The organism is Lacicoccus kunmingensis DSM 17847 (assembly GCF_059568765.1).
Window position 1 is genome coordinate 75474 of record NZ_JCANUC010000013.1, and the last position, 14090, is coordinate 89563.

General features: G+C 42.9%; 12 protein-coding genes, 2 pseudogenes and 1 riboswitch. Of the genes and pseudogenes, 7 read left to right on the forward strand and 7 right to left on the reverse strand.

The annotated features are described in order from the left end of the window. Positions 1–124 precede the first annotated feature (124 nt). A complete protein-coding gene (locus tag BO48_RS12100; RefSeq protein WP_496367706.1) occupies positions 125–1300 on the forward strand; it encodes a M20 metallopeptidase family protein in 1176 nt (391 codons plus the stop codon). A gap of 114 nt (positions 1301–1414) precedes the next feature. Here BO48_RS12100 and BO48_RS12105 read toward each other — a convergent pair whose 3' ends face one another. The 5 genes and pseudogenes from BO48_RS12105 to BO48_RS12125 form a co-directional block, all read right to left on the reverse strand. Further along, complete coding sequence (locus tag BO48_RS12105) at positions 1415–1741, reverse strand: helix-turn-helix domain-containing protein (RefSeq protein WP_496367707.1); 327 nt, start codon at positions 1739–1741, stop codon at positions 1415–1417. Then, positions 1734–1856, reverse strand: a complete 123-nt coding sequence (locus tag BO48_RS12110; protein WP_496367708.1) for a hypothetical protein — start codon at positions 1854–1856, stop codon at positions 1734–1736. The genes BO48_RS12105 and BO48_RS12110 overlap by 8 nt, the downstream gene beginning before the upstream one ends. A gap of 25 nt (positions 1857–1881) precedes the next feature. After that, complete coding sequence (locus tag BO48_RS12115; RefSeq protein ID WP_496367709.1) at positions 1882–2202, reverse strand: hypothetical protein; 321 nt, start codon at positions 2200–2202, stop codon at positions 1882–1884. A gap of 128 nt (positions 2203–2330) precedes the next feature. Then, positions 2331–3586, reverse strand: a pseudogene (locus BO48_RS12120) (M20 family metallo-hydrolase). A gap of 51 nt (positions 3587–3637) precedes the next feature. Beyond that, on the reverse strand, positions 3638–4576 hold the full coding sequence (locus tag BO48_RS12125; protein WP_496367710.1) for a M20 family metallopeptidase: 939 nt from the start codon (positions 4574–4576) through the stop codon (positions 3638–3640). Between the two features lie 72 nt (positions 4577–4648). Then, a riboswitch (SAM riboswitch) is annotated at positions 4649–4751 on the forward strand. 121 nt (positions 4752–4872) lie between these two features. Here BO48_RS12125 and BO48_RS12130 point away from each other — a divergent pair. The 5 genes from BO48_RS12130 (at position 4873) to BO48_RS12150 (ending at position 10371) form a co-directional block, all read left to right on the forward strand. Then, positions 4873–5994: a mandelate racemase/muconate lactonizing enzyme family protein gene (locus BO48_RS12130; protein WP_496367711.1), complete on the forward strand. Its 1122-nt coding sequence runs from the start codon at positions 4873–4875 to the stop codon at positions 5992–5994. A 47-nt stretch (positions 5995–6041) separates the two neighbouring features. Then, positions 6042–7052 carry a tripartite tricarboxylate transporter substrate binding protein gene (locus BO48_RS12135; RefSeq protein WP_496367712.1) on the forward strand — a complete coding sequence of 337 codons (1011 nt, stop codon included), beginning with the start codon at positions 6042–6044 and terminating at the stop codon, positions 7050–7052. Between the two features lie 80 nt (positions 7053–7132). Further along, complete coding sequence (locus tag BO48_RS12140; protein ID WP_496367713.1) at positions 7133–7606, forward strand: tripartite tricarboxylate transporter TctB family protein; 474 nt, start codon at positions 7133–7135, stop codon at positions 7604–7606. A gap of 47 nt (positions 7607–7653) precedes the next feature. After that, positions 7654–9162, forward strand: coding sequence for a tripartite tricarboxylate transporter permease (locus BO48_RS12145; protein ID WP_496367714.1), 1509 nt, complete (start codon positions 7654–7656; stop codon positions 9160–9162). Positions 9163–9195: 33 nt separating this feature from the next. Then, positions 9196–10371, forward strand: a complete 1176-nt coding sequence (locus tag BO48_RS12150) for a M20 metallopeptidase family protein (RefSeq protein ID WP_496367715.1) — start codon at positions 9196–9198, stop codon at positions 10369–10371. Between the two features lie 209 nt (positions 10372–10580). Here the strand turns inward: BO48_RS12150 and BO48_RS12155 are convergent, their stop codons facing one another. Both BO48_RS12155 and BO48_RS12160 read right to left on the reverse strand, forming a co-directional pair. After that, positions 10581–12734 (reverse strand): ATP-binding protein, encoded by a 2154-nt coding sequence (locus BO48_RS12155; RefSeq protein WP_496367716.1) that lies wholly within the window; start codon positions 12732–12734, stop codon positions 10581–10583. A gap of 3 nt (positions 12735–12737) precedes the next feature. Continuing rightward, entirely contained in the window at positions 12738–13754 is a 1017-nt protein-coding gene (locus tag BO48_RS12160) for a modification methylase (RefSeq protein WP_496367717.1), read from the reverse strand. A 149-nt stretch (positions 13755–13903) separates the two neighbouring features. Between BO48_RS12160 and BO48_RS12165 the strand changes: the two are divergent. Beyond that, positions 13904–14090, forward strand: a pseudogene (locus tag BO48_RS12165) (IS21 family transposase); the annotation flags it as partial.

Sequence of the window (14090 nt, forward strand, 5' to 3'; positions counted from 1 at the left end):
ACCGGCGAGGTATGTAAAACGGAGATATCCAAAACAGATTTTTACTGTATATATTCAAAACATGTAGTAAAATGAGTTTAACAGTCATTTATGCAACCAATCTCAGAAAGGGAGTATGATAAATGTGTTGAACAAAGAAATCAAAGCAGTCGAATCTAAAGTTATCGGATGGCGCAGGAATATGCATAAACACCCTGAACTGTCTTATGAGGAACACTGGACAAGTGACTATGTCGAACAGGCGCTGAGACAGATGGATGGCATAGAAATCAGCCGCCCGACAGAGACCAGCGTGCTCGGCATCATCAGAGGCGCAAACTCCGGCAGGAAAGTCGGACTGCGGGCTGATATCGATGCACTGCCGATCCAGGAAGACCGTGATGACCTCGACTTCACATCTGAGATTGACGGCAAAATGCATGCCTGCGCGCATGATGCCCATGCAGCGATGCTGCTTGGTGCGGCAGAAGTGCTCTCCAATAATAAAGACAAAATCCACGGAGAAGTCTATCTGATCTTCCAGCATGCTGAAGAAGTGCCGCCGGGCGGTGCCAAAGAAATGGTCGCGACCGGACAGTTCGATGATCTCGATGTCGTTTTTGCACAGCATATCATGACGATGGTGCCTCTCGGGGAAGTCCATATCAAATCAGGACCGGTGTTTGCAAACTCGGACATCTTCAACTTGACCATCACAGGAAAAGGCGGCCACTCCTCACAACCGGAGAACTCGATCGATCCTGTGATCATCGGCGCCCGCATCGTCTCACAGGTGCAGGACATCGTCTCACGCCTGGCAGGCCCGCTCGATAACCTCGTCGTGTCCGTGACGAACTTCAATTCCGGCACCGGTGCGGAAAACATCATCCCGCATACCGCAAAAATCAGCGGCAGCGTCCGCTCCGCAAGTATCGAGATGCGGGAGCTTGCAAAGGAAAAGATCGAGACAATCATCAAAGCCAACTGCGACATCTACGGCGCCGCATATGACCTCGATTACCAGTACGGCGTGTCCGCCGTCATCAATGATGAAGCAGAAACTTCAAAAGTGAGGGAGACACTGACCGAAACTTTCGGTGCCGACAGAATCAAGGAAATGACCATGTCACTGGGTGGCGAAGACTTCGGTGCATTCTCAGAAAATCTTCCAGGCGTCTATACTATAATCGGCACATATAACGAAGAGAAAGACTGCATCTACCCACACCACCACCCTAAATTCAAGATTGATGAAGATGTGTTAATTGATGGAATCAGGACACATGTGAATGTAGCGCTGGGGCTCGGGAAAGACGAATAAGAATAGAAGAAACTAGATTAAGGTAAAATAATAAAAGTTTAACTCTATTCTTGAACAATACCAAAAAAGTGTCCGATTGTGAGTTCAACAACCGGACACTTTATCTATTCCAAATTATATTGTTTGTAATTCTTGCTTTGTCGGTGGATTATCAAATTCAATCTCTGGTTTCAAATGACCGCCTAAAACATGTAAAGCATCTAAGTATTTATCGACACTTATTTCAGTATCGCCATTTTCTATTCTGGATAACTGTGCTTGTGTCAGAGGTACTTTTCTAATGCCTGCCAGTTTAATGACTTGTGTTTGAGTCAAATCCAATTCTATACGTTTCTTGAGTACTTCCAATCCTAATTGTACTGGCAATGAGTCTATATGCTGCTTAACCTCAGGCACTTCCATCAGTGTATCCATTAGATCAGTGAATGACCTATTAGCCATTTTGATCACCCCTTCCAGTATAAAAATCGTTCATCATAACTTCACTTTCAGCTACAATCTCTTCAAATTCTTTCGAATAAGTATCCTTTTTAATAACCGCTTTAGTATAATACAATGTTTGATTCCCCTGGCCGTCTTTTTCATAGAAAAAAAATTGCTCTAAAAGCACCCACAGGCGGCCAGTTTATCCGTGTTTCCAGTAATGGCCTGTGATGAGTCAGGTCTTTGACAACATCAACAAGCGTGATTTCAAAGCCATCTGAAGACCGGGCATGGATAGTTCTTAAATGTTCAGGTGGAACACCTATTTCTTTTAAATAAACAAAAACCTGAGCGATTCTCATAGCTATTTCTTTATAATCCTTCTCATTTTTTGCTTTTTGAGCAATATCATATATCAAGTCTAAAACCTGTTGATTACCGTCTTTATCTACTAAATATTTTAATGATATGTTTGTCATAGTATATATAAATATATTATATTAAACATAATATATCTATTCTGATATATCCATATATTATTTTCAGGATGCAATAATCAATAGCCCTCTTAAATTTTTGTAACCTTTAAGAGAACTATATTTATATGTTATTTATTACTAACCATCTCTACAACTGTTTTATAAAGCAGCTCGGTTCCCACCGCAATATCTTCATATGTTGAAAATTCTTTGGGATCGTGACTGATGCCGTCTTTCGACCTGACAAAAATCATCGCTATCTTAGAAACTTTCGCCATAGGCAGTGCATCGTGGAATGCGCCGCTTGTCAATTCCGGAACAGAATCCAAATCCATTGCCCCACTGACTTTCCGCATGACATCCAGAATTTCTTCGTTGCATGGTTCTGGCTTGATATTCGTGTCTTCAGTAATATTGAACTCCAGACCATTTTCCCGGGAAATATCTGCAATGCGTTTTCTCATCTGTGCTTCATACTGATCTCTTCTCTCGAGGTCGATATCTCTCAAATCGATAGTAAAGACCACTTTTTCAGGAACGATCGCCCTGGCATTCGGATGGACCTCCAGACTGCCAACTGTACCGACGGTTGGTGCTTGAGGATCCTGTTTTACAATCTCATTCAGACTGGTGATCATCTCCGCAGCGCCGACGAGTGCATCTTTCCTTAATTTCATCGGCACTGTTCCCGCATGTCCTGCAAAACCGGTCAGTTCGACAGTCAGCCACAATGGCCCTGAAATACCGGTCACTATACCAACCGGTACATCTCTGTCTTCCAGCACCGGCCCCTGCTCGATATGCATTTCTATATATGATTCAATAGAACCTTCAGGGTATTCGGATGCAGCCAGTTCATCAGGATTGGCACCAAACTCTATTAACGCTTGCCTTCTTGTAACTCCAGCAGCGTCTGTACGTTCAAGTTCATCTTCATCCAACTGTCCAGAGATTCCTCTTGAACCGAACAATCCTTTATTGAACCGGAAGCCTTCTTCATCACAGAACGCCATTATTTCAATAGGTTGTACAGGCACTATATTGTTCTCCTGCATCGTCTGTACGAATTCCAGACCGCCCAGCACACCGATTGGTCCGTCGAACCTGCCACCTGTCGGCTGGGAATCGATATGGGACCCCAGCATCAACAATGGTGCGTCAGGGTTTTCCCGTTAACTCTGCCGACCAGGTTTCCAAAATTATCGACTCTGGTTTTGAGACCCGCTTCATCCATCCACTGTCTCACCAACTCTATACCTTCTTTATATTCTTTTGAAAGAGCCAATCTGTTCACGCCGGTTTCTCCAAACTTACCGATTCCAGACAGCTCTTCCATATTGCTTTGTAACCGTTCTTTATTGATTGAAAAATCCTTATCAGTCATTTACTCCTTTAAAAATCTCTTTGCAACTTCTTTATAAGTTTTAATGCTGTTTTAATATTCTTCTATTTCCACATACTCATTTGGCTGGTGAGCAAGAGTGATATCGCCGGGACCCATCACAATAATCGGGAAATCCTTTTCTGCTTCCTTAAATGCGCAGGCGTCTGTGATGCCGGTAAAGCCTTTAGGTTCTTCTCTTGGTCCCGAGACGCTTTCAGAAGCTTTCAGAGTCAAATCCACGAAAGGATCATCAATGTTTGTCTTAACCGGCTCAAGATCAGCGACGACTTTGACTTCCGCCTCCATATTCGGGTATCTGCTTTTGCTCAGTTCCACCATTTTATGCACATTATCCAAAATTTCCTGATGATTTTGAGAAGGCAGCGTTCTGATATCCAATTTCAATCGGCAGTAATCCGGTATGACATTCATGCTTGACCCGCCCTCAATTGCATTGATACTGAAAGTGGGTTCCTTTAACAATTCATCATGCTCATAAGGCAATTTGAAATTATCGCTCTGAATCTGATTGATAATCTCATTCATATGCTCCACGGCATTAATCCCAAGATGTGGGGAGGAGCCATGCGCTGTTTTTCCATAAGTAGTGATTTCAATCCATAAGGCTCCTTTATGCGAGGTGACAATTTCATTGTTTGTTGGTTCTCCGACAATCAATGCATCCAGATCATCAGCATAACCTTCTTCTGTAAGCTGTCCGGCGCCGATTGCACCGGTTTCTTCCCCTATTGTCGCCAAAAGTTTAATGCTTCCTTTCAATGGAACATTGTCTTCTTTCAAAGAAACCATTGCGAGTACAAATGCCATAAGGCCACTTTTCATATCGCAGGAACCACGTCCGTATATTTTGCCGTCTATCTCTTCAGCTCCAAAAGGATTATGATCCCATTCCATGTCTTTTAAAGCATCCAGAAATCTTTTATTTCTATCTAAATCACTTAAAATTATCAGAAAACGTATACATTTCAAAATTAAATTGACAAATCCGACTATTCAGGTTAGGATTAATTATCAAATTATCAATTAATAGAATATTTATAAAACTTATCCAGAGAGATGGAGGGACTGGCCCTTTGAAACCTCGGCAACAGACTGTTCCAGTACTGTGCCAATTCCAGCAAGCCGCAGGCTTCAAAGATAAGAAGAGCATCAACCAGTCAGATTCGGCCTCTTCTACAAATTTAGAAGAGGTCTTTTTATTTCTTTATGATACGGGTATAAATCTTCTTCATGTATATGCTAATTAATAGGAAGGAATGGTAAATATGAAAATTTCAGACGTAGTTGTGAAGAGGTACTGGGATAATCAGCGCCCGGACATGAAGCACGCTGACGGCTATGAAGTCATCACGGTCGAGGTGCAGACGGATGCCGGCATAAGCGGCACAGGGTTTCTTTCACTGCCCGTCTTCTCCCACGGGCATATCGGTGATGTCATCGCCACTCTGCTGAAGCGCAACTTAAGGAATGTCATCCTCGGACAAAACCCGTTACATACAGAGCAGATATGGGAAAGCATGTACAGCGCCACATGGAAGCTCGGAGGAAAGGGAATATTCCGGAAATGCATCGGTGCGATCGACATCGCGCTCTGGGATATTAAAGGAAAGGCTTTTAATGTACCTGTTTCAGATTTTCTTGGTGGACACAAACAGCATGTGAAGACATATGCGAACGTTGCCCACCAGCTGCCGCCTGACGAACTGGCGGCAAAGGCTTTGGAATACGTGGAACAGGGACACACCGCACTCAAGATACGCTGCGGCACCACTGCCGTATCACTTGAAGAGGCAGACGAACGTGTCCGTTTAGTCCGAGAAGCAATCGGACCGGATATCAGGTTGATGGTCGATGTCAATGGATCATGGGACGCGGAAACAGCCATACAGCAGTTGAAGAAATGGGAAAAACATAATTTGTACTGGCTGGAGGAACCGGTTCCTTATGAAGACACTGCCGGCTATGCGCGTGTCAAACAGTTTGCAGGCAGCACATACATTGCAGGCGGGGAGCAGCATGAAGGATTGAATGAGTTCCGGCACTTGATCGAACAGAACGCCCTCGACATCGCACAACCCGATGCTGCGACGACCGGCGGCATAACAGACTGGATGAAAATATATAATTTCGCGACGATGCACAATATACCCGTCGCCCCGTGGAACCTGCAGCAGGTCCATATCCATATGGCCGTCGGCCTGCCGAATGTACAGTGGATAGAATACTTCACGCCGGACCGCGGCTTCTTCCAGAACAGGCTGTTCGACGGCCCTGCCCTGAAAGAAGTCAGAAAAGAGGACGGCATATACTTCGAGGCACCGGATGTCACCGGGCTCGGCATGGAGCTGAACGAAGCAGTGGCGGAAGAGACTTTACTGGACGAATAAAAACCGACAAAAATACCCCACCGGGGATAATGAAAAGGAAGAGGAAAATGAAAAGAAACCATATATTATTTGCGGCAATCTTATTTTTATCCGTCGTGTTCCTGCAGGCCTGCGGCAACGGCTCCGGGGCAGACACATCAAATGAAGACAGCGAGGCGGGCAGCAGCGAAGCTTCCAACTACCCGGAACGCACGATTGAACTTGTGGTCGGATACGGCGAAGGCGGCGGAACGGATAACTTCGCACGCCTCGTCGGCCAGAAGATGAGTGAAAAACTCGGCGAAAACGTCAACGTCGTCAACCAGCCGGGTTCACGTGGTGCGATTGCGGAGGAATATGTCCAGAACCAGCCGTCGGACGGCTATACAATCTGGGTGGCGACGCCGGATATACTCGTCAACGTCGCAACGGATTCAACACCGTACCCTTTGGAGGACTACACACCACTCGGCCGCGGCCAGCTGGACACTTACACCATCCAGACAAGCTCTGACAGTGAATTCGATGATATCGATGCAGTGATCGAAGCGGCACAGGAAAATCCGGGCACCATCACCATCGGCGGCACCGCTGCTGACGGTTTCGATGAACTGAGTGCAGACAGGGTCATGGAGGAACTGGATGTTGAACTGAGATACGTGCCATATGACGAAGCCGGCATGATGCACAGTGATGTGCTCGGCGGACACACCGACCTGATGCTTGAAGAGATCGGTCCTGCGAAAGCGACGATCGAGTCAGGAGACTTGAACGTCCTTGCGATGTTCATCGATGACGAGGCAGTTGAAGGTTTTGAAGATGTCCCGACGAATCCCGACAGGGGCTGGGAGTTCACCGACGGCAACGCTAGGAGCTTCTATGTGAAGTCGGATACACCTGAAAAGATCATCAATGTACTGGAAGAGACGTATGCAGAAGTCATCCTCGAAGATGAGGAATACCTGCAGTATGAAGAGGACAACTACCTTCATATCAGGGAGGACGGCTACCTGCCGCGCGAAGATTATGAAGCGCTCAACGAACAGCTTCTGGAAGAATATGAAGAGACTTTGAATTAAAATGACATAGCACCATCTGAAGGGGGGACCAGCCGGTACGGCTGCCCTCTTTTAAAAATATATGCATGGAGGTGGATCCGATGCGGAATATAGGAATTTCCATTGTCATCATTTTGTTATCCGTCTTTTTATTTTATGACACTTTCAGTATTGAGGCTGCAGCGAGTGAAGAGATCGGTCCTGTGTTATGGCCGCGCATCCTGCTGGTCTCACTGTTCATATTCGGCTTCACCCTGCTGATCCAGTCCCTCTACCGTTTGAAGAAGGAATCCGCAGAAAAGTCAGGGGGCCGGTTCGATGCCGTGAAGTTCTGGGGCTTCCTGATTCTCATCATCCTGTACATCCCCGCACTCACGTATATCGGCTTCATCATTGCAACACCGATCTGGATCTTCATGCTCGCATTCATCGCAGGCATGCGGAAGGTACTGCCGCTCATACTCACGCCTTTGATCGGCACGGCAGTGGTGACATTCCTCTTCCCCGTGCTGCTCAAGATTTCCATGCCACGGGGTGTTGGAATCATGCGGGAAGTTTCATACTTTTTCTATTAAAGTTTTTTTGTGCAAAATATCTTTTTGAATAAAAGGAGGGAAAAATCGTGTTCGAAGATCTGTTGAGTGGTTTTGCGAATGTATTCACACCGATCCATATCATCATGCTGTTTGCGGGGGTCTTCATCGGCATCCTCGGCGGTGCCATACCCGGAATCAGCGGCACCATGCTGGTCGTCATACTGCTCCCGGTGGCATACGGCCTCGACCCGATCCCGGCGCTTTTGCTCCTGACCGCGGTCTATACGACGTCCGTGTTCTCGGGCTCCATCAGTGCCATACTCTTCAATACGCCGGGGACGCCGGAGGCTGTTGCGACCGTATTCGACGGGTACGAAATGACCAAAAAAGGGAAGGCGGGCGAAGCACTCGGTGTTGCCATCTTCAGTTCCGCAATAGGCGGACTGATCGGATGTGTGTTCCTGATTTTACTCACGCCAGTGCTCGCATCCTTTGCACTGAACTTTTCCTCCCCTGAATATTTTTCACTGATATTCCTCGCCCTCGTCATCGTGAGCGTGCTCGGCGGCGGCAGTTTCGTCAAGGGGATGATCGGTGTGCTCATCGGCCTGCTTATCGCGACCGTCGGTCTCGACAGCAGCTCGGGTGTCGCCCGCTTTACATTCGACGTCACCGGACTCCGTTCGGGCATAGACTTCGTTGCCGTCATCATCGGTCTCTTTGCGCTCGCGGAAGTACTCCGTAAAGTGCAGGAAGATTACTTTACGAAAGATAAGACGGCCAGCCCGAAGACGAAATTCCCGGGGCTGGGTCTTTTGAACAGGCTGAAGCGCACCATCGGCCAGTCATCCCTGCTCGGCTTCTTCATCGGCGTCCTGCCGGGTGTCGGCGCGACAAGCGCCTCGCTCGTCAGCTACAGCATGAGCTCAAGCTTCTCAAAAGACTCGAAGTCATTCGGTACCGGCATACCCGAAGGCGTCGCCGCACCGGAATCGGCCAACAACTCTGCAGCCATGGGTGCAATCGTCCCCCTGCTCGCACTCGGCATCCCGGGAAGCGCGACGACCGCCGTCATACTGGGTGCATTCATCATGAACGGCATCCAGCCGGGCCCTTTATTGATTGAACAGCAGGGCATGCTCGTCTATACGATCATCGGGGGGCTGCTGCTCGCGAACTTATCGGTCATCGTCTTCAGCAAGCCGTTCATCAGCATCTTTTCGTATATACTGAAGGCACCCTACTACATCATCGGTCCGATGATCGTCATCTTCTGTTTCATCGGTACATATGCAGTGCGCAACTCGATGCTCGACCTTGTCGTCATGGTCATCGCCGGCATCGTCGGCTACAATTTGACGAAGGCGAAATTCCCGCTTGCCCCGATGATACTCGGACTCGTACTCGGCACCATGATCGAGGACCACTTCCGCAGGGCACTCATCATCTCCGGCGGCGACTTCAGCGTCTTCTTCACCCGCCCGATCAGTGCCGTGCTGCTTGGTCTTGCATTCCTGAGCCTGCTCATCCCGGTGTTCAAATGGTACCGGAGACGGATCATGGAGAAGAAGGATAAAGTGCTCCCAGGTCAATAACGGAACTTAAATTTCATCAAAGGAAGGTTTTATATGTTGGACCAGGAAATAAAAACAGTCGAACCCGAAGTCATCGAATGGCGTCGCACGATGCACAGGCACCCCGAACTCTCCTACCAGGAACACTGGACGAGCAATTACATCGAGGAGAGGCTGAAAGAAATGGACGGCATAGAAATCAGCCGTCCGACAAAAACCAGCGTGCTCGGCATCATCAGGGGAGAACATCCCGGCAGGAAAGTGGGCTTACGCGCCGATATCGATGCACTGCCGATCCAGGAAGACCGCGACGATCTTGACTTCACTTCCGAAATCGACGACAGGATGCATGCCTGCGCCCATGATGCCCATGCAGCGATGCTCTTAGGTGCCGCCAAAGTGCTCTCAAAAAATAAAGACCACATCCATGGTGAAATCTATCTGATCTTCCAGCATGCCGAAGAAGTGCCGCCAGGCGGTGCGAGGGAAATGGTCGCGACTGGACAGTTCGACGACCTCGATGTCGTCTTCGCCCAGCACATCATGACGACCCTCCCCGTCGGGGAGATCCATATCAAATCGGGACCTGTGACCGCAAACTCGGACATATTCAACCTCACCATCACCGGCAAGGGCGGCCATTCCTCACAGCCGGAGAACTCGGTCGACCCAGTGCTCATCGGTTCCCGCATCGTCTCACAGGTGCAGGACATCGTCTCACGCCTGGCAAGCCCTCTCGACAACCTTGTCGTGTCGGTGACGAACTTCCATGCCGGCACCGGCGCGGAAAACGTCATCCCGCAGACCGCGAAGATCAGCGGCAGCGTCCGCTCGGCGAGTAAAGAAATGCGCGAACTTGCGAAAGAGAAGATTGAGGCCATAATAAAGGCCAACTGCAACATCTACGGCGCGGCATACGACCTTGATTACCAGTACGGCGTCACCGCAGTCATCAACGATGAAGCGGAAACCTCAAAAGTGAGGGAGACACTGACCGAAACCTTTGATGCCGACAGAGTTAAGGAAATGATCATGTTCATGGGCGGCGAAGACTTCGGCGCATTCACCGAGAATCTCCCCGGTGTCTACATCATGATCGGTACGTATAATGAAGACAAAGACTGCATCTACCCACACCACCATCCTAAGTTTAAGATTGATGAAGATGTGCTGGTTGATGGAGTTAGGACACACGTGAATGTTGCGGTGGGGCTTGGAATCTATGTCTAAAATATAAATGGGAGTATTAAGTGACATTAATACTCCCTATATATTCAATATGACAATTGTAATTTCCTAAAATTTTTCATTCTCACAACTTTAAGTTTTCAGATTTTTATTGGAAATATTTTTTGTCAAATTATGTTTAAGATTTTTAACTATTTAGTAGAATTTTTATCTACTCTCTTTTTTATTACGATTCCTTCCATGATATTTATCTATATAATTTTATATTCTGTTAAATTTTTTTCTAGTAAATATAAAGGAAGGATGATATCATTTGCTATCTCTAAAGCTAAAGATTTTTGAATTTTAGATGGGTTATGCGTTAGAGAATGTAAAAGTTGCTCGTAATCACTATTTTGAAATTTTACGTTAAGAGATACTAAGAAATTTTTAAGGGCATTGTATCCTTTAAATTTGTTGTGTATCTTCTTTTTTGAATCTTTAAAATAATCATTCTTACTAATACGTAAAGTTTGCTGCATATCTACTATCATATTTTCAATATCTTTTTTTAGCTGACCACTAAGGGAGATATCCCTCTTATAGAGATAGGATTTAGTAATGTCTTCTATGATAACTCTAAACGAGACCACATATAATAAATATTTGGTTTCATAGTCTAATCCCTTCAATTGATTTACTATAGGGTTAATAGCTGTTAAATCTATATCTCCTATGAAATGATTACTACTCTCAAAAAAGTTTTTTTCTTTTTCACTAGACCATTTCACCCTAGCTTTATTAACTTTTATTTTAAATGACTCTCTTTCATTATTATAAAAATAATAGATTTCATGAATTCCAAGAGAGTTGCTTCCTGTAAAAATAAATTCATCATTTATAAATGTATTTTCATTTCTTGGCACAATCTTTAAATCCTTTAAATTGAGTCCTTTTAAATCTATTATTGTTGGATCTTTAAGATATACATGGTCACCTTCCTGGATTTTAAGAGAAGGAGTTTTCAATCTTTTACTTTTCCCGTTATCTTTAATAGATTGTACTTCAGTTTTTTCAGTAGGTGAATTAGTACCTTTTTGTGGTACATAGTCGCTTAAGTTTTCCTTAACGTCTAAAGATTTTTTCTCTATTTCAAGATCTTCTTCATCTTTAGAGCCTTCTTCATTTTCCAGGCTAGTTCTAAAAAATTTATTATTTCTCGTAGCTATATCAATATTTATAGCCGGGTATAATATGAAACTATAAATAATCCCTATAAATTTATAGTAGTTTATATTTTCAATTAATCCCCCTCGCTCGTTTGATATTTTTATATCTTCTTTATTATCATTAAAATCACTAAAGTTAATATATCCATATACATTATGCTTTTTAAAATTATTAAATTTTTTATTAGCACTTATATCAGATAAATTTAACCAATCGTAGTTTTCGTCTAAATATTTATATAATGCAAAGCCGTTTATAAATAACCGTACTCCATGACCAAAATTGTTCATTTTCTTAGTCTTTCTTTTCGCTTTAACATAGAAAGCTCCTTCAAAATTAGGTATCACAATATCATTTTCAGTCATAAATTCCTCAATTATGTAATCCTTGATTCCGAGGTTTTCTGGTTTAAAATTATAATTTTCTTCGAGAACTTTGTCTATCTTATTTATATCTTTAATTTTTATTTTTAAGTTTTTATTAGAAACTCGAGAATCTTTTGAATAATAATGAAAATGAATTATTTCCTCTTTACTGTTGTAATTGAATTTCACAATTGAGTCAAAATCATTCTCGATTTCTTTTATATTATTAACATCAATTGGATATTTTTCTCGGTCAATGATTAACGTTAATTTAGGTATAAGCATTTCTTCTTTAAAATTTGTAACTGAAAGATGCTTAAATTTTTCCAATTCCCTTTCAGTACTTAGTAGTGAAATAATATTATCATCAATATCTGAGATTATTATCTCTGTCCCATAAGAAAATTCACTGTCATTAATTCTTTCATAAGTTGGTGCCATTTCTTCTTTGTTCCACTTTATCTTGAAACTTTCATGTAAATGATTTTTTGTTTTTATTAAAACTTCTTTCCCTAAATAGAAGACTGAATAAATAGCAAGACCTTTGCTACCTAACATCATTAAACCGTCTTTAGTATACATTTTGTCAGATCTTTTTTTATTTGATTTTGCTACTTCCCCTATATTTTGTATATCTTCTAAAGTAAAACCATCGCCATCATCTATAACTTCCATTTTTTTCTCTTTAGTATTAATATGGATTGTAACAGCTTTAGCATTGGCATCTACGCCATTTTTAACAAGCTCTGATAAAACGACAAAGGGACTTGTGACATTACCAATGACATTAATTAAATCTTGCGGATTTACTCCTAATTCGATTTTTGTCATCTTTTATATTTCTCCTTTTCTTAATATCAAAATTGTTTCTTTGTTCATAGAAGAAACAGTACCTTGTTCTTTAGACAAAGATATCTTTCTAGGCATTTTTTTTCTTGGGATAGCTCTATTTATTTTAGCTTCTATCGACATCCCATTTTGAAGGCAATAATTTTCAGTAATGTCATCCAGCAAAATTTCAACTTTATCTACTCTTCTATTACCTAAAGTTAATACCATTAAGTGATCTTTTTTTAGCACTCTTATCATTTCTTGTAGCGTTAAGAAATATCCGTCAAAGAACTTTTTTACTTTCCCTTGTTTATTTTTTGAGATCTCTTCCAACACTCCTCCTAGATATTGCGAAGAATCGCCCATTACACTTTTGTATGATTTTCCTCCTAAACTATTTGTGTCTATTGAAGAATAATTACTTAACAATGATTCGTTTGAAACTTCCAAATCTTTACAATCTATCCATAATAAACTTAACATTGAATATTGTCCATATGTCACTGTAGTCCCATTATCACCATAAGGGGGAGATGTACAAATTAAATCTATACTAGCGTCCTCCATTTTTTTAAGTTCTTCAGTAGAGTCCCCTTGTATAATTTTTGAAGTTATTAAATTATTTCTGATAAGTTGAGAGTGGTGCTCATTTATTTTCAAGAGGAAATCACTTATTAAATTATTTTCCATTCTTTCTATTTTTTCGTGCTCTTTGATATGAAGTTTAAATGTAGAGCTTCTAGTGTTGCTATATTTTCTGATTAAATCAGACAAACACACCCAAAAATATTTTCTATTTTTTTCATCTGTTTCTAACATAATACATTTTCTTAGCATGCTTAAGTCTTTAATGACATCTTTTCTAAACCATTTATTTATATTGGAAAATTCAAAGAGTTCTATTTCGATATTAGAGTATTTTTTGATGTTATATTTTAATTTTTCAATGCTGTTATAAATAGTGGTAGGGTTTATTCCTTCTATTTTTACTTTAGTGATAAGGTTTGCTGTGTATGGCAAAATAAAAGTGCAGAGCTTTGCAACGTAGAAGTGCAGAGTCCTGCACTGTTTTAAAATCAGTGCAAATAATAAAAAAGGACTTGCCAGCCACCCCAAGTCCCTCTACCGTTATTGGTGTCGAAACAATAACACAGTGGAGGTCAGGAAGGATGCTAGCAATGTCCGATATTAATTGTATCAAACACTTAAGAAACACCAAAGGTTTATCTATATCTGAAATACAAAAAACATTAGGTATCAATTGGCGGACAGCCAAGAAATATGCGGATGACGATCAGTTACCAGAAGAGAAGCAAACGAAGAAAACCGGTATGATGTATGAAGAAAAGTGGGGAG

What these genes read in the sequence shown, in the direction of transcription:
- BO48_RS12135 (WP_496367712.1), top strand. Translation starts at nt 6,042, where the DNA reads ATGAAAAGAAACCATATATTATTTGCGGCAATCTTATTTTTATCCGTC.
- BO48_RS12115 (WP_496367709.1), bottom strand. Translation starts at nt 2,202, where the DNA reads ATGACAAACATATCATTAAAATATTTAGTAGATAAAGACGGTAATCAA.
- BO48_RS12150 (WP_496367715.1), top strand. Translation starts at nt 9,196, where the DNA reads ATGTTGGACCAGGAAATAAAAACAGTCGAACCCGAAGTCATCGAATGG.
- BO48_RS12105 (WP_496367707.1), bottom strand. Translation starts at nt 1,741, where the DNA reads ATGGCTAATAGGTCATTCACTGATCTAATGGATACACTGATGGAAGTG.
- BO48_RS12155 (WP_496367716.1), bottom strand. Translation starts at nt 12,734, where the DNA reads ATGACAAAAATCGAATTAGGAGTAAATCCGCAAGATTTAATTAATGTC.
- BO48_RS12130 (WP_496367711.1), top strand. Translation starts at nt 4,873, where the DNA reads ATGAAAATTTCAGACGTAGTTGTGAAGAGGTACTGGGATAATCAGCGC.
- BO48_RS12140 (WP_496367713.1), top strand. Translation starts at nt 7,133, where the DNA reads ATGCGGAATATAGGAATTTCCATTGTCATCATTTTGTTATCCGTCTTT.